Origin of the sequence: Nocardia donostiensis (genome assembly GCF_002081715.1) — a bacterium.
Classification (GTDB): Bacteria; Actinomycetota; Actinomycetes; order Mycobacteriales; family Mycobacteriaceae; genus Nocardia; species Nocardia donostiensis.
Map to the genome: position 1 here is coordinate 122690 of NZ_MUKP01000006.1, position 19638 is coordinate 142327.

General features: G+C 65.0%; 21 protein-coding genes. 7 read left to right on the forward strand and 14 right to left on the reverse strand.

What is annotated here, in order from left to right:
* Window positions 1-86 precede the first annotated feature (86 nt).
* From B0T44_RS06170 to B0T44_RS26370, 3 genes are all read left to right on the forward strand, one after another.
* Window positions 87-1025: a GlxA family transcriptional regulator gene (locus tag B0T44_RS06170; RefSeq protein WP_077115338.1), complete on the forward strand. Its 939-nt coding sequence runs from the start codon at window positions 87-89 to the stop codon at window positions 1023-1025.
* Between the two features lie 190 nt (window positions 1026-1215).
* Window positions 1216-1365, forward strand: a complete 150-nt coding sequence (locus tag B0T44_RS26990) for a rhomboid-like protein (RefSeq protein WP_175647948.1) — start codon at window positions 1216-1218, stop codon at window positions 1363-1365.
* A 158-nt stretch (window positions 1366-1523) separates the two neighbouring features.
* On the forward strand, window positions 1524-1778 hold the full coding sequence (locus B0T44_RS26370) for a DUF5710 domain-containing protein (RefSeq protein WP_139347690.1): 255 nt from the start codon (window positions 1524-1526) through the stop codon (window positions 1776-1778).
* A gap of 129 nt (window positions 1779-1907) precedes the next feature.
* On the opposite strand, the gene B0T44_RS06175 is transcribed toward B0T44_RS26370, so the two are convergent.
* On the reverse strand, window positions 1908-2804 hold the full coding sequence (locus B0T44_RS06175; RefSeq protein ID WP_077115337.1) for an aminoglycoside phosphotransferase family protein: 897 nt from the start codon (window positions 2802-2804) through the stop codon (window positions 1908-1910).
* Between the two features lie 542 nt (window positions 2805-3346).
* Here B0T44_RS06175 and B0T44_RS06185 point away from each other — a divergent pair.
* Window positions 3347-4111, forward strand: a complete 765-nt coding sequence (locus B0T44_RS06185) for an SDR family oxidoreductase (RefSeq protein WP_077115470.1) — start codon at window positions 3347-3349, stop codon at window positions 4109-4111.
* Window positions 4112-4416: 305 nt separating this feature from the next.
* On the opposite strand, the gene B0T44_RS06190 is transcribed toward B0T44_RS06185, so the two are convergent.
* A complete protein-coding gene (locus B0T44_RS06190) occupies window positions 4417-5040 on the reverse strand; it encodes a CGNR zinc finger domain-containing protein (RefSeq protein ID WP_077115469.1) in 624 nt (207 codons plus the stop codon).
* A gap of 82 nt (window positions 5041-5122) precedes the next feature.
* On the opposite strand from B0T44_RS06190, the gene B0T44_RS06195 reads away from it, so the two are divergent.
* Together B0T44_RS06195 and B0T44_RS06200 are read left to right on the forward strand one after the other, a co-directional pair.
* Entirely contained in the window at window positions 5123-5548 is a 426-nt protein-coding gene (locus B0T44_RS06195) for a carboxymuconolactone decarboxylase family protein (RefSeq protein ID WP_077115335.1), read from the forward strand.
* A 5-nt stretch (window positions 5549-5553) separates the two neighbouring features.
* Complete coding sequence (locus B0T44_RS06200) at window positions 5554-6447, forward strand: phosphotriesterase family protein (protein ID WP_077115468.1); 894 nt, start codon at window positions 5554-5556, stop codon at window positions 6445-6447.
* A gap of 387 nt (window positions 6448-6834) precedes the next feature.
* Here B0T44_RS06200 and B0T44_RS06205 read toward each other — a convergent pair whose 3' ends face one another.
* The 3 genes from B0T44_RS06205 to B0T44_RS06215 all read right to left on the reverse strand — a co-directional run bounded on the left by B0T44_RS06205 (window position 6835) and on the right by B0T44_RS06215 (window position 9142).
* Window positions 6835-7326 (reverse strand): P-loop nucleotide/nucleoside kinase family protein, encoded by a 492-nt coding sequence (locus B0T44_RS06205; protein WP_077115334.1) that lies wholly within the window; start codon window positions 7324-7326, stop codon window positions 6835-6837.
* 85 nt (window positions 7327-7411) lie between these two features.
* Window positions 7412-7777, reverse strand: a complete 366-nt coding sequence (locus B0T44_RS06210) for a hypothetical protein (protein WP_077115333.1) — start codon at window positions 7775-7777, stop codon at window positions 7412-7414.
* Between the two features lie 561 nt (window positions 7778-8338).
* Window positions 8339-9142, reverse strand: a complete 804-nt coding sequence (locus B0T44_RS06215) for a helix-turn-helix domain-containing protein (RefSeq protein ID WP_368025961.1) — start codon at window positions 9140-9142, stop codon at window positions 8339-8341.
* Window positions 9143-9574: 432 nt separating this feature from the next.
* On the opposite strand from B0T44_RS06215, the gene B0T44_RS06220 reads away from it, so the two are divergent.
* On the forward strand, window positions 9575-10984 hold the full coding sequence (locus B0T44_RS06220) for an MFS transporter (RefSeq protein WP_175647947.1): 1410 nt from the start codon (window positions 9575-9577) through the stop codon (window positions 10982-10984).
* 80 nt (window positions 10985-11064) lie between these two features.
* Here B0T44_RS06220 and B0T44_RS06225 read toward each other — a convergent pair whose 3' ends face one another.
* The 9 genes from B0T44_RS06225 to B0T44_RS06265 form a co-directional block, all read right to left on the reverse strand.
* Window positions 11065-11301, reverse strand: coding sequence for a hypothetical protein (locus B0T44_RS06225; protein ID WP_139347688.1), 237 nt, complete (start codon window positions 11299-11301; stop codon window positions 11065-11067).
* A gap of 54 nt (window positions 11302-11355) precedes the next feature.
* Complete coding sequence (gene pip, locus B0T44_RS06230; protein WP_077115329.1) at window positions 11356-12318, reverse strand: prolyl aminopeptidase; 963 nt, start codon at window positions 12316-12318, stop codon at window positions 11356-11358.
* 144 nt (window positions 12319-12462) lie between these two features.
* Window positions 12463-12705: a hypothetical protein gene (locus tag B0T44_RS28670; protein ID WP_217697440.1), complete on the reverse strand. Its 243-nt coding sequence runs from the start codon at window positions 12703-12705 to the stop codon at window positions 12463-12465.
* Window positions 12706-12753: 48 nt separating this feature from the next.
* Window positions 12754-14145, reverse strand: a complete 1392-nt coding sequence (locus B0T44_RS06240; RefSeq protein WP_217697439.1) for a flavin monoamine oxidase family protein — start codon at window positions 14143-14145, stop codon at window positions 12754-12756.
* 39 nt (window positions 14146-14184) lie between these two features.
* Window positions 14185-14880, reverse strand: a complete 696-nt coding sequence (locus B0T44_RS06245) for a transporter (protein ID WP_077115328.1) — start codon at window positions 14878-14880, stop codon at window positions 14185-14187.
* A 327-nt stretch (window positions 14881-15207) separates the two neighbouring features.
* Entirely contained in the window at window positions 15208-16188 is a 981-nt protein-coding gene (locus B0T44_RS06250; RefSeq protein ID WP_077115327.1) for an NAD(P)H-dependent flavin oxidoreductase, read from the reverse strand.
* 63 nt (window positions 16189-16251) lie between these two features.
* Entirely contained in the window at window positions 16252-17550 is a 1299-nt protein-coding gene (locus tag B0T44_RS06255; protein WP_077115326.1) for an NAD(P)/FAD-dependent oxidoreductase, read from the reverse strand.
* Window positions 17551-17555: 5 nt separating this feature from the next.
* Window positions 17556-17930, reverse strand: a complete 375-nt coding sequence (kal, locus tag B0T44_RS06260) for a 3-aminobutyryl-CoA ammonia lyase (RefSeq protein WP_077115325.1) — start codon at window positions 17928-17930, stop codon at window positions 17556-17558.
* A complete protein-coding gene (locus B0T44_RS06265) occupies window positions 17927-19585 on the reverse strand; it encodes a flavin-containing monooxygenase (protein ID WP_077115324.1) in 1659 nt (552 codons plus the stop codon). Before B0T44_RS06265 ends, kal begins: the two co-directional genes overlap by 4 nt.
* Window positions 19586-19638: the final 53 nt, after the last annotated feature.

Here is a 19638-nt window from a genome sequence, read left to right on the forward strand (position 1 = left end):
TCTCAAGGGGCTTGAACTGCGGTGATACGGAGATCCCGAGGTAACGACCTGGGTTACTCGATCCGATGAGTAGGTAAGCTCTCGCCATGCACACCGTTGCCGTTCTGGCGCTGCATCAGGTGATCCCGTTCGACCTGTCCACCCCGATCGAGGTCTTCTCACGGACCCGTCTGCCCGACGGGCGGCCCGGCTATCAGGTTCGGGTGTGCGCCGAGCGCGCCGAGATCGACGCCGGAGCCTTCACCCTTCGCGCTCCATGGGGTCTGGAGGGCCTCCAGGACGCGGATACGATCATCGTGCCGGGTGTCGCCGATCCCACGGTCCCGCTCCCACCCGCCGTATGCGAGGCGCTACGGTCGGCCGCTGCTGACGGCACCCGGATCGCCTCCATCTGTGCAGGCACCTTCCCTCTGGCTGCCACCGGTCTCCTCGACGGGCTGCGCGTCACGACTCACTGGTGTGCGGCCGGGCTTCTGGCCGCCCTCCATCCGGGCGTCGACGTCGACCCGGATGTCCTCTACGTCGACAATGGTCAGTTCCTCACCTCGGCCGGCGCGGCCGCGGGCCTGGATCTGTGCCTACACATGATTCGTCGCGACTACGGCTCGGCGGTTGCCGCCCACGCCGCCCGCTTGTCGGTGATGCCGCTCGAACGCGAGGGCGGGCAAGCTCAGTTCATCGTCCACGACCACGCTCCCACACCGCAGGGCTCCGAGCTGGAGGCGCTGCTCACCTGGCTACAGGAAAACCTGGCCCGCGACCTCAGTCTGGCCGATATCGCCGCGCAGTCCGGGACCAGCACCCGGACCTTGATCCGTCGGTTCCGCGACCAGACCGGCACCACCCCGCTTCAGTGGCTTCATCGGGCCCGCATCCGTCAGGCGCAGCACCTGTTGGAAACCACGGAGCACTCCGTGGAACGCATCAGCGGCCAGGTCGGCTTCGGCTCAGCCACCGCCTTCCGTGACCGCTTCAAACGCACCACCGGCGTCAGCCCGCAGACCTACCGGCGCGCATTCAGCTGAACCAGTGTCTCGGAGCCGCCGTCGATCTGGCCTTGGACGCGCCGCGGGAGCACAATCTCGCCGCTGATCCCGCGCACAAATCATCACCTTCGCAACCATCGCTCGGCAGGGCAATGTCGGGCCACGCCGGATAACATACTCCCGCGTTCGTTCCTGCCGAGGCGAACATTCAGCGGCCCAGCAGATTTCAATGCCCAACCGGTCGCCGGTCAGCCGCCCCGTGATCGATGGCTCTTACTGGCTGCCCTATCTGCTGCTGTTCTGTGTCTTCCATGCGCCGGCAGGTCTGTGGCTCGGCTCGTTGCGCTGGGTGGTTGTCGGCCGGCCGACAACCGGGTGAGAAGTCGGGGAGCCGCCGATGCCGCGTCGCGGCGTCTCGTCGGTGACCTGAATTCGCGGTACCCGTAACCGACCTGAAGATCAGCAGCCGATCTGGCGAATCTCGATACGGACCCGGCCTCTTGCGCCCGAGTACGGCATTTCGTCGATCGCGCGCGGATGGAGCGACCCGCACGTAAGCCGTATGCCCGATCGTTCCTGGCAAACCCACGGGGCGAAGCACTCGTTACGGATGGGAAGATCAAGTCAGGGGACGTGGTCAACGGCCGGCGCTATCTCGACGTTCCATTCGCCGACAACACGGAAGTGAAGAACTCGGTGCAGGCGAAATTCGATTGGGATCTCGAACTCTGGCATGTCGATGCGGATATCTCGATCGACCGCATCGCTCGATGGCTTCCACCCACAGCGTAGGGGCGGCGCGGGCGACCGTTGGCGATGTGGAAACGTCTCTCATCGAAGACAAACGCATCGATCCCGATCAGGAAGGTCGGCTCGAAACCGGAGATGCCCCTGCTCACGAGAGCCGGTTCTCCCCGTGCATCAAACCCCCTTCAGAACACGCTCGAGTGCCTCTCGGCCCGCAGGCCCCCAGTTCGGCTTACCGCCGGGAATGCCTCGATCTCCGTTCTGCCCCATGAGCATCAAGAACAGGCTCTTCATCGCGGCCAACCCGCGGGCACGCCGTATCGCCGCCTCATCCGCTTGCGCGTACGCGTCGAAGAACCGTGCGGCCGTGCCCGCAGGCAGCAGCACCCATGCGGCAGCGAGGTCCCACGCCGGATCACCGGCGAACATGTCACCGAAGTCGACTATGCCCGAGAGTGTTCCGTCCGAGACGACGACATTCGCGGGATGGAGGTCGCCGTGCACCCACACCGGTGGCCCCTCCCACGCGTGGGCCGCAACAGCATCGTTCCAGACTGCCCGGACGTCGGCAGCGATGTCGTCGGGGGCAACGGCCTGGAAGAAGCTCTCGAAGCCGCCCGTGCAGTCCCTGGGATGTGCACCGCGGTCTGTGGCGATCGGCGCCTCGGCGGGTGCCGCCACATGGAGCGCCCGGAGGAAGCCCGCCAGCGTGTCGGCCGCATGGACGCCACGGCTGATCGAACCGTGATCCAGCGGCTCGCCGGGAACCCACGTCATCACGGTCCAGTGCTTGGGGAAGCGCTCGGACGGTTCGCCGAACCGCACCGGGGTCGGCACCGGCAACGGCAGACGCGGGGCCAACACAGGCAGCCACCGCCGCTCCTTGAGCTGCAACTCCGGGGTAGGGTCCATGCGCTGCATGCGCACGGCCAACTCGTCCCCTAGCCGCCACATGTGGTTGCCCCAGCCACCCGCCACCTCACGGATGGCCAGCCCCGCAAGGTCAGGATGCTGCTCCCACAACAGGTCGCGGACCAAGTCCGCATCGATCTCGATCTCGGTGCCGGTCACACGAAGTCACTGTACCGAGACAGCATGCGGAGTGGAGGCTCGAATCGAAGTGGCCCACGGGCGCGGTGGCGCACAGGATGAGCCACGCCAGTATCACCGCCGCGACGAGAACGGCCGACCGGAATTCGGACCCGGGGAGTACGGCCCGGTGCGTCGGGCGGACGAATTCGATACACAGAACCTTCGAGCGCGATTCTCGTCACGGGTATTGCTGCGGTACAGCAACGAGGTAGCACCGCGGTGTGAGATTTCCGGCCCACCGCAGACCCCGGAACGCATCTATCCGTCAGAGCACGGTTCGGTACCGTCGTGACGCGTTCCTCGAAGTCACCGATTATCGCCATCGCGACCCGCTACTACGCCCGCAGTGCCGTAGAACTCCTCAGCGCCCCCGCCGCCGCAGCGCTATCCCCCCACCGAGTTGCACCACCTCGAAACGCCGGACGTTCGGGTGCTTGAACTCCGATTTCAGGTGGTTTGTTTCTGTCTGTCGATGCTGGGTAGGGCGCGTGGACAGAGAAGTTCGCTTCGGAGGAGGTTCGGTGGTCACACACACGACGACGTTGCAGGACAAGGTGGCGGTGATCGGCGGAGGTGGGAAGAACCTTGGTGGATTGGTCAGCCGGACGTTCGCCGATGCGGGTCTCAGGGGCGTGGTGGTGCACTACCACAGCGACAGTTCCGCCCCGGATGCTGAACAGACGGTCAAGGATGTCCTTGATACCGGCGCGCAGGCCGTTGCCGTCCAAGCCGACCTGACCCGGCCCAGCGAGGTGGAGAGCGTTTTCGACGCGGCTGTACGCGAGTTCGGCGGATTCGACGTCGCGGTGAACACCGCCGGGATGGTGCTACGCAAACCGATCTCGGAGATCACCGAGGACGAGTACGACGAGATGCTCGGGATCAACGCCAAAGCGGCATTCTTCTTCATCAAAGAGGCCGGTCGGCGAATCAACGATCGGGGCCGGATCATCACGCTGGTCACCTCGCTGCTTCCGGCGTTCACCGACGGCTACTCGACCTACAACGGCGGCAAGGCCGCCGCCGAACACTTCACCCGCGCCGCCGCCAAGGAGTTCGCCGACCGCGGCATCTCCGTCAACAACGTCGCGCCGGGCCCTATGGACACCCCGTTCTTCTACCCGCAAGAGACCGATGAACGGGTCGCGTTCCACAAATCGCAGGCGATGGACAACCAACTCACCGATATCGAAGACATCGCACCCCTGATCAAGTATCTGGCCACCGCCGGCGGGTGGATAACCGGCCAGACCATCTTCGCCAACGGCGGCTACACCACCAGGTGATCTGTGCGACCGCGCTGAATTTCCGATGTCGGAACCACCGTGGGTAACCATCGGCCGGAAACTGTGCTGACGCGGATCGCGGCAATGGGGACACCTGAGCACAGCGGGTCCGCCATCGGGGTCGCCGTGGTAAGGGCCAGAAGAATGTGTAACCGCGGCCCGTCCGCTGCTCAGTTCAGGGGCGGGTGCGGTAGTCCGGGGTACGTTGTACTCGAGCGACGGACTGCAATAGCCGGGTTGCACGGGTCGGGTGTGCCTTTAAGCAGTTGGTTCCGGCTTCGGCCAGTGCGTTGCTGCACGATCCGCTAGTCGGTAGCGGATCGTTCTGGCCTCGTGGCCTGCGTTCGGCGTTTGTGGGCTGGGCCGGAGAGCTGTTCGGCGGCGCGGCGCGCACGCATCGCCCGGACTCGCCCCCGGCTCGCGCATGCTGGGGAGGGGCACCAGCGGCGGCGACCGGCGCTGTCGATGAACACGCCCCGGCAATCGTGTTCCGGGCAGACCTTCAGCGCGGCACGTTCAATGCCGGTCAGGTAATCGATGGCTTGGCGGGCGATACGGGCGAGCGCGTCGGACGCGGTCGCCGGGGGTTCGCGCCGCAACCGGCCTGCGGCGACCAAATGCACCGGGTCATTGTGTTCGGCAAGGAATGCGCTCAGTTCGGTAATCGCGTCGATGGGGGGTGCGGTGCCGTCGATAGTGGCCAGTACCAGGACGCGCAGTGTCTCTCGCAGCCGGATCGCGCGGGCGAGTTCGTCGGCGGTGGGCGGTCGAACAGGCAGCAGCTCACTGCGGTCGAGCCACTCGGCGAACCGCGCAGGCGAGTCGAGCCGCTCCACCGGATCTGCGCTGAAACTGCGACCCCTGGTGGCGAGCAGATTCAGCCAGGTAGACCCGCAGTCGAACCGGAACGCGTGCTTGTCTTCCGTCACCTGAACAGTGTAACGCTTCACTCGTTACACCTGATACTGTTGTAACGCTTTACCCGTTACAAGCATTCGAGGTTTCCTGACCATGACGAACACCCCCGACCTGTCCCAGCAGCTGACCCCGGCCCGGTTCGACCGCGAGGAGGGCTACCGAATGCTGGACCTGCTACAGGACCAGACCACCCAGCACGCTGCACTGCCCGGCATGGAGCAGTGGGTGCCCGGATTCGCCGACTGGGTTGTCACCGCACTGTTCGGCGGCACCTATCTACGCGGAAACCTGTCGCTACGGGATCGTCAGCTGGTCAATCTGGCTACTCTGACCGCACTCGGCGGGGTTGATCCGCAATTGAACGGACATGTGAAAACCTCTCTGCGGGTAGGACTGTCCCGCGAGGAGATCCTCGAGGTCTTTGCGCATCTGGCTCCCTACATCGGAGTGCCCAAGGCACTGGCCGGTCTGCGGGTGGCCACCGCAGCGCTCACCGAGGCCGAGGGGCCTGCCCGGTGACCGGCATGATCCGCACCGTGCTCGGCGATATCGAGCCCGAGAGCCTGGGTGTCTGCAACGCACACGATCACTTGTTCATTCGTTCACCCCAGCTGCCCGGCCAAGAACTCGACGACGCCGATGCTGCGCTGACCGAATTGCATTCGTTCGCGGCGCTGGGCGGGCAGGCAGTGGTGCAGTGGACGCCGTGGGGCATGGGACCTCGACTGGCGGACCTACCTGAGCTGTCCCGGCGATCCGGTGTGCATCTGATCGCCGCCACCGGGCTGCATCAGGCCAAGCACTACGATCCCGCCGAATTGGCTGCCGTCCGCGTCCATCTCGCCGAGCTGTTCATACACCAGCTCACCGCGGCACCGGTGCGCACAGGACTCATCAAGGTGGCCGGCGCCTTTCACCACATCGACGAACACGCCCGATACGTGTTGGCCGCCGCGGCGACCGCCCACCAGGCAACCGGAGCACCGATCGGTGTCCACCTCGAGGGCGGCACCGCAGCCTTGGCGGTACTCGATGAACTCACCGGAACCCACAATGTGGCACCGCAGCGCATCATCCTCGGCCATTTGCACCGGTTCCCGGACAGCGCGATTCACCGGCAGATCGCCGCCGCCGGCGCATTCGTCGGGTTCGAAGGACCTTCGCGAGCCCACCACGCCGTCGACTGGCATCTGCTCGACAACATCGCAGCCCTGGTCGACAGCGGGCATGCCGACCGGATCCTGCTCGGCGGGGACACCGTCACCGCCTCGGCGCGCTCGATCGCCGACGGCCCCGGGATGGCCTACCTGCTCCATACACTGCGGTCTCGCATCGAACACGAACTCGGGCCCGAGATCGCCACCGCTGCTTTCATCACCAACCCTGCCCGCGCCTTCAGCACGCGCTGGAGCGGGTGACAACCACATCGCATCTCGCGAACAGTGAGACCGTGCTCAATAGCGGCGGCCAGAACAGCACTTCCCCGCCACGCCTACACCCTCGCGATCCTGAAGACCGCCGACCACCACGACGACCGCGGCCGGACGGGCCACGCGCGGACAGCCGGGCCCTGGCGGGCGGTGGCCGGTGTCGATATCGACACCGCGCTGGAGGCCTTATGGGGCGAGGCTGCGGTGAACACTTGGAATGCGCGCCGCGGCCGGCAAGTGGCTGGGCCGGTGCCGCGAACAAGGCGGGAAGCATCCGCGGTCCCGGCCTCGGCGGCGCGGGCGGCGCGATTCCAGTGATCGCGCTCCGGCGGTGGCCTCCGAGAATCCCGCGGAGAACCTTTAGAACGTGATCATTCAGCGGTTCTCCGCATCGGTGTCATCGACTCCAGACACGACGGTGAGCGGACCCTCATCATCTGTGGGGACCTCGAAGTGGTCGAAATAGAACCCCGCTCGAGGCTCCGTCAGTACGACGTCATCGGCATGGGAGCCATCGCGGGCCGCTACGCGGGCGAGTGCCACGTCCCTGGGCGTGGCGAGATATACCGTCTCCGCGGTCACTCCGAGGTCTTCCACGAGCTCACGATATTCGGCGCGTTTATGCTTGGACCAGAACGAGCAGTCGAGCACGACGTCGGCACCATCTCGGACCAGGGTGACCAGCTGTTCTCGAAGCCGCGCCTCGATCCGACCGGATACCGAATCCGGCAACGGCTGCTCGCGCAGTCCCTGACTCCACGCTTCCGCATCGATGGAGAGGCGCACGAAGCCGTCGCGCTCCAGAGCACGCGCGTAGGTCGTCTTTCCCGCTCCGGCGGGGCCGCACATAAGAACGACGCGGGACATGTCTCTCTTCCTTACAGCTGAGTTATCGGACCGTGGCGGCAATTGTCCGGTGCCGGTACTCGCCGGCGACGGGAAGGGACGTCGCTCATCCTCGAACTTCCTCGGCCAGACGCGCCGCCACCGCATGCGCATCACGGACGCTTACCAGGATCTCCGAGAACCCTTCGGCACTTCCCGGGTCGCACAACAACCGCAGCGTCGGCACACCGCGCCGCATCGACAGAAGTCGTCGCGTGCCGTCGAGCTCCAACCAGACACCGACCTTGATCAACCCCGACACAACCAAGCCGCCATGCCGCAGCCCGAACGGTTCCGACACCCATGTCTCGGCCACCGAAACGTCGGACAGCGCCGCCCGAGGAACCACCAAGACACTGCGCCGCGCCGCCACCCCTTCCCAGCCCGGCATATGAACGGCAATCGCCTGATCCCTGACATCGATCGTTGCCATGTTGCCTCCTGTATGTCAGCGCCCATTATTCTCATCGCTGCAACCAATTGCAACCACAAGAACACTGGAGCCGGCGTGACCCTCCTGTGTCCACACCCGAGACGCTGCTCCGCCCGATACAACGGCGAGTCCTTCCGGTCGTCGCAGGCCGAGCGGGCACGACCTCGGAACAGGCCGATCGCCGCAGCAGTGTCGCGGCGACGGGGTGTCGACGCGTGAACTCACCTCGTGGAGGATGGCCCTTCTGGAGCACGTTTGGTCATGACATGCCGGAGCGCAGGGGCGTTATTCCGCACCACAAGGGCGGTTCCGCCAAGAACGTTTCGATACAGCACTCAGTGGCAAGGCGAATTGGGCAGCCCGACCTTTGCAGAAGATGGCGAGCAGCTCCCCAAGATCTGGGCCAAAGCTGGTCACCTACCACGCGAGGCGGTGGAGAACGTCATCATCGCCCCAGCGGATTGGCCGGACAACCCGCGCGACACCAGTTCTGCTAGCGGCACAGTGCGCGGACACCTCTTCCTTTGATGTTCGGATGGACGTGGCGCCGCTTCGGGCCCGTCAGTCTTCTTTGCTGCTGCTCTCAGGGATGAGGAGCGTGGCCAGGCTGACTCGGCGCCTATCGTTCTCGCGGGGTCGCAGGTATGGCTCGAGGATGGCCCTGAGCTGGTCCTGGATATGACGAAGGTCGTCTTCAGTGACATGAAGGATGGTTTGCCCGTAGCCGAACAACGGCATCGACCCCTCGTCGCGGAGCGCGATGAAGCGATCGAACTCCGCTGCCTGATGTGCCAGGAACACTGCGAAAGCCTGCCGATGCTGGTCCTCAGACATGTTCCGGACCTCGTCGGGGCCCGCCTGCGCCGCATCATCGACGAGTGCGAGGGTGCGCTCCACTGCGCCTCGCACTCGTCGCTCTGACACGACCTTCAATACGCCAGCTTCGAGGAGCGCATTCACATGCCGATAGACCGTGGCGGCCGCGACGTCGGCGAGGAGTTCTGCAAGTTCAGCGGTGGTCATGGTCCGCCCCGCCACCGCTTGCAGAATCCGCAATCTGACGGGGTGTAGCACCAGTTCAAGCGCCGACGCCCGGACAGACATCCGGCGAACGCGCGAAGAAGGACCGGCCGTGGGGTCATCACTCGCAGCAGGGGCGGGCATCACGTCACCTACGTTCGCAGATCTGCTATTAATTGCATGGTCAATAATATCAGTCCGTGGGGGATCACGATCAGCGTCGACGACATCACCGCGAACCCGGCGATCACCTGCGCCTCCACCCGAGGACCCTTCCCGTCCGAGCGCCGCATCTTTCGCGGTGCGCGGGAGGTTGATCCATCGCAAGGCCACCGGCACCCACATTCGCCGAGTTGCGATTAGTCGCAGAAACGATAATATTAGTTCCGAGGCGCGGAGACAAAGGACGACAGCCGGGTCTGACGAGTGAGGACTGTCGGGAGGTATCAGGACCTGGGTGAATCGTCGGCGCGGAGACGAGCAGCGTGGTCTGTCGCCCCAATTCGGGCGTTGCCGCGAAGCCCTGATCAGGTCGCTACCCGACTGACCTCGATGCGTGGCCCGAGCACCAGGCTGCAGGTTCCATCGCTGACAGCGCCGGCTCTGAAATGGCCAACCGTCGCCCCTTCGTCGAACCGGCACAGACCGCACGGCGAGAGGGACAAGGGCGAATCGTCGTCCCGTCGACTCCCGTCGAGGATCGGCCTTATGTCGCTAGGACACGTCGGCGATCGAAACACGAATTACTTACGTTGACGAATGCCTGGGAGGCTATCTGTGAGGTCCAGAGGAAAAGGTTCACGACTTAGTGCTGTCGGAACGATATTCCTGACGGTCTTCTTCGCGATGCTTGACCTGTCAGTGGTCAACGTGGCGCTCCCGACGATCCGCGAGGAACTTTCCACCGCATACTCTGGCATGCAGTGGATCGCCAACTCCTACACGCTCGCGTTTGCCGGGGTTCTCCTCTCGGGAGGGGCGATTGTGGATCGTCTGGGCCGCCGGCGCGCCTTTCTCCTGAGCCAGTCCGTATTCACTCTTGGCGCCTTCATGTGCACCGTTTCGAACGGGCTCACGTTCCTGATTCTCGGACGCGTTTCACAAGGAGTTGGCGCGGCCATCCTTGTTCCTTGCAGTCTCGCGATGATCGTCGACCTGTTTCCCGAAGCTCGGCAGCGCGCGAAGGCCGTTGGCATCTGGAGCGCAATCAATGCGATTGCACTCGCGGTAGGGCCGGTGGTCGGAGGCGCGCTCCTCGGCTGGCTCGGATGGCGTGCCGTGTTCGGCATCAACATCCCTGCTGGGCTCCTCGCCATAGTGGTGGCTTGTCTTGTGCTGCTACCCGACCACACTCGAGCACGACGACAGATAGCTGATCCTGCCGGAATCATCCTCGCGCTTTGTGCGTCGACGTTGGTTGCATTCGCAGTAGTCGAAGCCACTGACCGTGGCTGGCGAGCACCAACTGTGATCTCTACTCTCAGCGCTGGGCTTGTCGGTCTCGTATTCTTCGCTCTACGAAACCTGCAGGCCAAGCGACCAGTGCTGCCTCATGAATTGCTGAGGGACAGTGTCTTTCGTACGAGCCTACTCACTGTTCTGTGCGTTGGATTCGCTTACTCTTCTGCGCTGTTTCTTCTTGCAATTCAGTTTCAAGCTTCTCGCGATTATTCCCCAATTGTCGCCGGCCTTGCCCTTGCTCCTGCAGCGGTCGCTATGGCAATTGCGTCAACCCTCCTCGGGCGGGTGCAGGACAAACTCGGTGCACGCAAGGTGATGCAGATAGGGATGCTCGCCGGTGCTGTCGGACTCGTAGCTCTCGGATTGACTCCACCGTACGTCGACTACATCGCTCTCGTTCTCCCGCTCGTCTTCTTCGGCGCAGGCATGGGGATCACGCTCCCCGCAGCAAACAACGCAGGTCTTTCCCGTGTCACAGCCGACAACAGCGGAGTTGGCTCCGCCGCCATTGAGTCAAGTCAGCAGTTCGGCCTCGTCATGGGAGTGGCGATTCTCGGGGCGCTCCAATCGGCGACGACAGCGTCATCTCACGCGCACATCGGCGAGGTACCGGACATCGCAGTGCTCGCAGGCGGGTTGACGGCTCTCGCATTCGGCGTCGTGCTAAGTCTTGGAGGGACACGACAGGGTCGAGGTGACGTGACCCCGGTGGTTGGGTCCAGGTGATCTGGACCATCATCGGGTTCCGTCACCATATTCGATGTGCCCCGCCAGAGGCATCGACCTGCGACGCCGCCGCCTGAATATCACCGCCCGAACCACATGAACTGCTCGTCCAGCTCCTCCCGACGCTCCAGCACTCCCGCAGCGACCAGTTGGAGCAGCACCTCATGCAGTGCATTCCCCAATGGGTTGTCGGTCCAGAACACCGCTTTGACTTTCGTGAAGGTCACGGACGCGCCAAAGATGCCCAGCGAGCGGCCCACCACAAACGCGGCACCGTCCCAGTCGGTCCACTCAGCCAACTCTTCGGAAAGATCCACGAAGCGATCGTGCCAGCACAGCATCGAACCCGGCGAACGTTTCTGGACACAGCACTAGCCGATCCGATCGGCATCGGAATGTGCGAAGCGGGCGATGGCGCGGGCGAGCGCTTCGCCCATGGCGGGGCTGCCGGTGTGGCCGGAGTCGTCGATGACGTGCAGGCGGGCGTCCGGCCAGGCTTTCGCGAGTTCCCACGCGGTTTCCAGCGGGGCACTGAGATCGAGGCGGCCGTGGATCAGTTCGCCGGGGATCCCGGCCAACCGCCCGGCCTCGCGCAGCAGCACACCTTCGTCGAGCCACGCCGCGTGCGCGAAATAGTGCGTGCAGATCCGGACGAAGGCGAGCATGGCGGTGCCCGGCTCGGCGCTGTACTGCCCTGGCCTGCCCAGGGATTCGTGCGCGATCACTGCGTCCTCCCAGCGGCACCACTCGATCGCTGCGCTGCAGCGCACCACCGGGTCCGGGTGTTCCAGCAGATTCCGGTAGCCCTCGACCAGGTCACCGTCGCCGGGCAGCGCGGCCCGGAACCGCTCCCACTCGGCGGGCAGCAGCCGGGCAACACCCCGGTACAGCCAGTCGATCTCGCGGCGGCGGGTGGTGGTGACACCGACCAGCACGATCCCGGTGACCCGCTCGGGGTACCGCTCGGCGTAGGCGAGGATGAGTGTCGAACCCCAAGACCCGCCGTACAACAACCAGCGATCGATGCCGAGATGGGTGCGCAGCCGCTCCATATCGGCGATCAAGTGCTCGGTGGTGTTCACCGCCATATCGGTGCCCGGGTCGGCAGCGCTCGGAATGCTCCGCCCGCAACCACGTTGATCGAACTGCACGATCCGGAAGACATTCGGATCGAACGACTTCCGCGGCCCCGGGCTGCTCCCGCTGCCCGGCCCACCGTGCACCACCAGCACCGCCCGACCCGCAGGATTGCCGCTGGTGCACCAGTACACCTGGTTTCCGTCACCGACCTCGAGCAGGCCGTCTGCGTACGGGGTGATCGGAGGAAAGGACATCGGCACGGTTGCCGAGGCTAGCGGAGGCGCGCGTGACGCCGGCAGCGGTGCGGGCGTGACCGATTGAGCCCACGATCGTTTTACTACGTATCGAGTTGCCAGTTCGATCGCAGTTATCGGTTCCCGGTTGGACCCGGGTTGCGCTCATGTCCCCGGTCGCCGAGTCTTCGGCGGTCTCATGACAATGGTCAGTCCGTCGAGCAACCGCTCCAGTCCGAACGCGAACAGTGATTCCAGATCAACCTCTGCGGTTGGTTCTGTGAGCTGGGTGATCAGTGGACGGTCGACGGCGAGCCGGGCAGCGCCCCATTGTTTGCTCGTCATTCCGGTGTCCAGTTCGGCGCGCACATACCGGCCACCGAGTTCGGCCAGGATACGCCCGGTCACCGGCAAGTCGTAAGCCGTGACCTCCACCTCTACGGGTGCGAAATGACCTTACAGATACCTCATGAGAACACCGTCGGCTCCTCGTCTATCGTGACTCAGGCTCGCCAGTACGGCCTTCGCCGCTCGCTCGCCCGATGTGGCTGCGTCGGCGAGCGACGGCAGATCGAGCTGGTAGTCGCCGGCGAGGTAGATGTTTCCGAGCGGATCGCGCAACGTCGGGAGCGTCTTGCGCCGTCCGGGCGCCCAGAACGGCACGACCCGGCGGTGCCTGCGCAGGATGCCATCCCCCAGCTTGCCTTCCAGCTCGGGCAACACCGTGAGCAGGTCGTTCGTGAATCGCGACACGATTTCCTCGTCGGGCAAGTCCAGCAACGCGTCGGCCTTGCCGCCGCCCGCGAAACAGGCCAGGGCGCCGCCCGGCTTACGGTCGCCGCCGGTGCGCAGCGCTGCGGCGTGGTTGAACACTGCCTGGAACGACAGTTGCGGCGCGGAGATGGCGAAGTATTTGTCCCAGGGTTGCGGGCCGACTTCGTCGGTGAAGAAGCCGACCACCACGTAGCGGCCGTAGGTGATGTCGTTGAACGCGTTCCGGTACTGCTGCGGGAGGTCCGGGATGATCCGCTCGGTGACATCGGCGGGTGCAGTCACGATCGCGCGCTTGGCTCGCAGTCGCGTTGGACGGTCACCGTCGAGATAATCGACGACCACGCCGTCACCGTAGCGCCGCACCGATTGCACCACCGAGTTCAGCCGGATGCGGGCACCGAGATCGTCGGCCAACACGTCGGTGAGTGTCTGGTTACCGCCGGCGGGCAGCGAGAAGTTCGGGACCTTCTCCGGGTCGGCCAGCGCGATACCGACCGAGGTGACGAACTGGGTGGCGGCCGTCTCGTCCACGTCGCAGCCCATCCACTGTGCCGACCACGACCGGACGATCGTGGCGGCCAGTTCGGAGCGGACGCCGTTGAGCAGATACGACGCGAGCTTGGTGTCGAGCCGGGCGCGCACCCGCTGGGCGAAACGGCTTTGCGATTCGAGGAACGGTGTGGCCGCGAGGATGCGCGCACCGACGACGGCCAGGCCGAGCCGATCCAGCATGGTCATCCGCGTGCGGAACATGAGCGCGAAGGGATTCGAGGTGTCGATGGTCGAACCGTTCACGTGCAGCGCGATGCTCTTGCCCGCGAGTGAGCCCATCTCGATGCCGTGCTGGTCGAGCGCGTCGATCAATGTACCGGTGCCCTCGGTGAACTGGGTGCCGACATTGATCCAGTAGTCGCCCTGCCGGACGGTTTCGACACGTCCGCCTGTGCGATCGGTCGACTCGAGCACGACAACCTCGGCCGCGGGCGCCAGCGTCGTCGCCGCGGTCAAGCCCGCCATTCCGGCGCCGATGACGACGACCTCGGTGGTTTCTTCCTGCGTACCCTGCGTTGCCATCTCAGCTCCTGAGTGGGATCGGTCGAAAGAATCCGGCGTTTACGCCCTGACGGAGGCGTCACCGGTAACTGCCTGGGCGTCGACCCGCTTGTTGTAAGCATCGAATGCCCGGTAGGCGCGGTAGTAGGTGAACATCTGCAGACCCCACGTCGACAACGCGAAGATGTAGAAGATCGTGTGCTCGGCGTCATCGCCCGGGATCTGGACGAAGTCGTAGGTCGCGGCGATCACGAACCCGCACGCCGTGGCAACACCCGCCCACACCGCGTGCCCGCACTCACCGATATCCCACAGACGCTTGCTGAAATAGATAAGGAAGAACGTGGTGAGCACGTTGACCACAATGTAGAAGATCTTGCCCGGGGTGCCGATCTCCTCGGCATAAACGCTCAGGGCGAAACCGACCACACCCGCGAGCGCGAACGCGCCGATGTCGACCGCCGCCGACGGCTTGTACCGGTGGGTGACCGCCATCAACCCGAGCACCAGGATCAGCGTGATACCGATGGATCGGGAGAACGCGTCCAAAAAGTAGGCGAATGCGTACATCGGACTGTCTTGACCGGCCTTCAGCAGGCCGTAGATCAGGAAGTTCGTTCCCGATGTCGCCACAATGATCCACTCGATACCGAGCAGATAGTTCTTGTGGTTCCGGATGAATTTGATGCCGTAGGTGAAACCGACGGCGATCATCCAGATGTCCGCGACCGCGAAAAGCAGTTCCTTGATGGACATGATTTCTCCTTGAAAAGGTGACACCCGCCGACCAGCGGCATCGGGTCGTTTCGTCAGCGCTGCCGAGCGATCGGGACCGGTAGTCGTCTCGCTTCGGCAATCCGCGGTTCGACATCTGACCGCCGAGCGGGGTGCGCGTAGCCCCGACGCGGGTCGGAATGTGATGCCAGTCATAACGCTACAGTGAGTCAGTCATATGATCAAGGCATTTGACCCACTAGTTCGAAGCGAATCGATCAGCCCAGGCCGGGGCGAAAGTTGCCGGGATCGGCGAAACGCAAAACCGCCGAACCCGCGCGTGCGCAGGTTCGGCGGTGAGGCGGCAGATCAGCCCGCGAGGTGACCGGGCAGAGTCCGGGTGATGATCTGCTGCGCATCGGCGAGGATCGTGTCGACGACTTCGGCGCAGCTGCCGATGTCGTGGATCAGGCCCTGGGCCTGGCTGGCCCACCACAGGCCACCGTCGACATCACCGTTGCCGTACACCTGCTCACGGGCGCGGGCGCCGCTGGCCAAGTGGGCGATGTCGTCGAAGGTTGCACCGGGTCGGCGCGAGACGGTCGCGATCTCCTCCGAGACCGCGTTGCGGGCGACGCGGGCGGTATTGCGGAACTCGCGGAAGACGATGACGGTGTCGCGTTCGGTGTTGCCGACGATCTGTTGCTTGACGTTGTCGTGGATGGGCGCCTCGGTGGTGGCCATGAAACGGGTGCCCATGTTGACCGCGGACGCGCCGAGCGCGAGGGCCGCGACAAGACCTGCGCCGGTGGCGATTCCGCCGCTGGCGATGATCGGAATGGACAGCGCCCTGGCCGCGGCGGGGATCAGCACGAGTCCGGGGACATCATCCTCGCCCGGGTGCCCGGCGCATTCGAAACCGTCGATGCTGATCGCGTCGACACCGAGTTGTTCGGCCTTGAGCGCGTGCCGGACCGAGACCGCCTTGTGGATGACCTTTACACCCGCAGCTTTGAAGGTGGGCAGGTGTGGCTGCGGGTTACCGCCCGCGGTTTCGACGATGGTGATGCCGCTCTCGACGATGGCATCGCGGTATTCGTCATAGGGCACCGGCTGGATGGTCGGCAGGATCGTCAGGTTCACACCGAACGGTTTATCGGTGAGATCGCGACAGCGGTTGATCTCCTTGACCAGCGCCTCGGGAGTGGGCTGAGTGAGGGCGGTGAGGAACCCGAGAGCCCCGGCATCGGCCACGGCACCGATCAGGTCCGCGGTGCCGACGGCGGTCATGCCGCCACACACGATGGGGTGTTCGATACCGAACGTCTCGGTGAAGATATTGGTGAACATGTGCATCCTGATCTGATTGGCGAGTGCCGTTCCGTCGACGGCTGGCGTGAACCGGTGCAGTGATCATTTCCTGAGCGCGGCCAAACGGTCGGCGGCGCGGTCGGCGAGCCAGCCCATGTACAACGCGGGATTGCTGACGAAGCTGGGCCAGAACCGCTTGCGGCCGTGCCAGATCGCCGCCAGGTCCTCGTGCAGTGGGGCGCCGCTGATGTGGTCGGCCAGCAGGTGGCCCACGTACTGCGCCTGGGCGAAGCCGTGGCCGTTGCAGGCCAGCGAGTAGAGCACGTTGTCGGAGGCCTCACCCGCGACGGGAAGCCACGTCGAGCTCATGCCGATCCAGCCGCCCCAGGCCTGCACCGGCTTGATGTCGCCGAGGCCGGGGAAACGGTCGTAGAAGCCCCGGACGAGGTCGTCGACGACGTTCGGGGAGGGGGTGCGATCGGGCAGCGGGTTGCGGCCTGCCTGGATCCGGCGGGTGCCGAACGCGATGGTTCCGCGCGGGGTGACCCGGTAGCTCTCGAGGATCATGTGCAGCGTGACCAGCGGGGCGCGGCTGGTCCAGCCGATATCGTCGAGCCGCTCGGGTGCAATGGGTTCGGTCTCGATCAGCGAGGTCCACACCGGGGTGGCGAGATGCTCGGGCGCGATGGACAGGCCGTTGCTCGCGGCATTGGTGGTCAACAGTGCCTTGCGGGCTTTGACTTTTCCGTGCGGTGTTTCGACTGTGACCCCGTCGCCTGTGTCGGTCACTTCGCGGGCCGGAGTGCGCTCGTAGACCCGCACGCCCGCCGCGATCGTCGCTTCCCGCAGGCCGAGGGCGAACTTGCCCGGATCGACTGTGCCGCCGACGCCCTCGCGAATGCCGCCGAGGAAGCCTTCCGGCAGCCCGGCCTCCCGACCGTCGACGAACTCGCCCGAGGATCCGGCTGCGGCCAGGACTTTCGCGTTGCGGCGCGCGTGGCGCAGCTGACCCTTGGACACAGCGGCCATCACGATGCCCGTCCGCTGATAGTCGCAGTCGATCCTGTGGCGCTCGATTGCGTTCTCGGCGAAGTGCACCGCGTTCTCGGCGTAGCGGTACAGCTCGCGCAACCGCTCGCGTTTCAACAGGAACCCGAGCATCTCCGGGTCGGCGGCGATCGAGTTCGTGATGTATCCGGCGTTGCGGGAGGTGGCACCCCAGCCGAGGGTCTGCGCCTCGAGCACCACGACGTCGACGCCCTTCTCGGCCAGGCGCAGGGCGGCCGACATGCCACCACCGCCACCACCGATCACGACGACGTCGCAGTCGATGTCACCGGTCAGTGGCGGTTCGACGGCAGCGGGTTGTTCGGCCCAACCGGTCTCATGGATCAGTTCCATCGCGGCTACTCCGTTCCGTCCGCTGGGATGACCGCGGTGCCACGAGCGCGGACCGCGACCAGGGGTGGCTCCAGGACCTGCGCGCGGCCGGTGTCATCGGAGCCACGACAGATCACCCGGAGTTCGAAATCGACTGTTCGGCTTCGGTTTCCCTTCTTCACCAGGGTCGCCTCGGCCTCGACGACGTCGCCGCCTCGGACCGGAGCCAGGAATTCCACGGTCGAGTAGCCGGCGAACAGGCCCTCGTGGCCGTCCAGTTCGATCGACAGATTGGTGCCGACGTCGCCGAAGAGCTTCAAGGCGTAGGCACCGTCGACGAGGTTACCGGCGTAGTGCGCGTCGGAGAAGGCGACATACCGCCGGTGGACTGCCTTGCTCATGCGATCTCCTCGTGAATCGGGCCGAGGGTGCGCGACTGCGCTTCGCCGTCGATCGCGACGCCGGGGTAGCCCCGCTTGGCGATCTCGGTGCACATGCGGCGGTACTTGCCGACACCACCCACATAGCCCATGAAGGTGTTGGGTTTGCCTTCGATGTTGGAGCCTCGGTACCAGGAGTCGGTCGTGGCGTACAGCGTCTGGGCGACGGTCGCTTCGGTGATGTCGACCCACTCTTTCTGGGCCTCGGGGGTGGCCTCGATGAGCGTGGCGCCGGTGTCACGGGCGTGCTCGATGAGACCGGCGATCCAATCGACGGCCTGCTCGATCGTCACCACCACGTTGCTGGCCAGCGCGGGACTCAGCGGACCGCCGACCATGAAGAAGTTGGGGAAGTCAGCGGCCATGAATCCGAGGTAGGAGCGGATGCCGTCGCGCCAGGCGTCCTGTAGCTTCTCACCGGATGCGCCAGTGAGGTTGAGCCCGTACAGCGGGCCGGTGAAGGCGTCGAACCCGATCGCGAGCACCACAGCGTCCACCTCGTAGGTGCCCTTCGAGGTGACGATCGCGTTCTCGGTCATCGTCTCGATCGGCTCGTCGCGCAGCGACACCAGCGACACGTTCGGCCGGTTGTAGGTCTCGTAGTAGTCGGTGCCGAAGACGCTGCGCTTGGCACCGAGCGGGTGGTACTTGGGCACCAGAAGTTCCGCGGTGGCCGGGTCTTCGACGATCTCGCGGATCTTGTCGTGGATGAACTCCGATGCGGTCCGGTTCGCCTCGGCATCGGTGAGCAGGTCGGCGAACTCGGCGCCCACACCCTGGAAGCCACTGCGCTCGTAGGCCTCCTCGTAGCGCCGCCTGCGCTCGGAGTCCGAGACGTCGAATGCCCGGTCGGTGACGGGGCGATCGGGGATACCGCCAGGCGAGTGCCTGCACTCCTCACGGATCGCCACGTAGTCGTTCTTGACGGCGGCGACCTGATCCGGGGAGAGCACGGAGTTGCGCGCGGGCATCACGTAGTTCGGGGTGCGCTGGAACACCGTGAGGTGCTCGGCGACCTCGGCGATCAGCGGAATGGCCTGCACACCGGAAGACCCGGTACCGATCACGGCGACGCGCTTGCCCGCGAGATCGTCAAGGGAGATATTCCACCGGCTGGTCGACACCTGTAGGCCGGTGAAGTTCGCCAGACCGGGCACGTCGAAGTCCTTCGGGGTGGACAGGCCGCCCGCCCCCGAGATCAGGTAGCGGCTGCGCCGGGTCTCACCGTTGTCCAGCCGCACCTCCCACAGCCGATCGGCGGCGTTCCACGTCGAGCTGACCACGCGGGTATTGAAGGTGAAGTGCTTGCGCAGGTCGAAGCGATCGGCGACGTGCTCGAGATAGCTGAGGATCTCGGCCTGCGGGGCGAACCGCTCGCTCCACGTCCACTCCTGCTGCAGCGCCTCGTCGAACGAGTACGAGTAGTAGATGCTCTCGACGTCGCAGCGCGCGCCTGGATAGGTGTTCCAGAACCAGGTGCCGCCGACGCTGGGCGCGGCCTCGAAGCCCGCGAAGGTCCAGTCGGCGCTCGTGAGGCGGTGGGCGAGGTACAGGCCGGTGAACCCGGCGCCGACACCGATCACATCGACGATCTCGGAGGTGGAGGTGGAGTTCATGGAATGGCCGCTTTCGTTGATATGGTCGGTCGACTTAATCGGTTGACCTAATT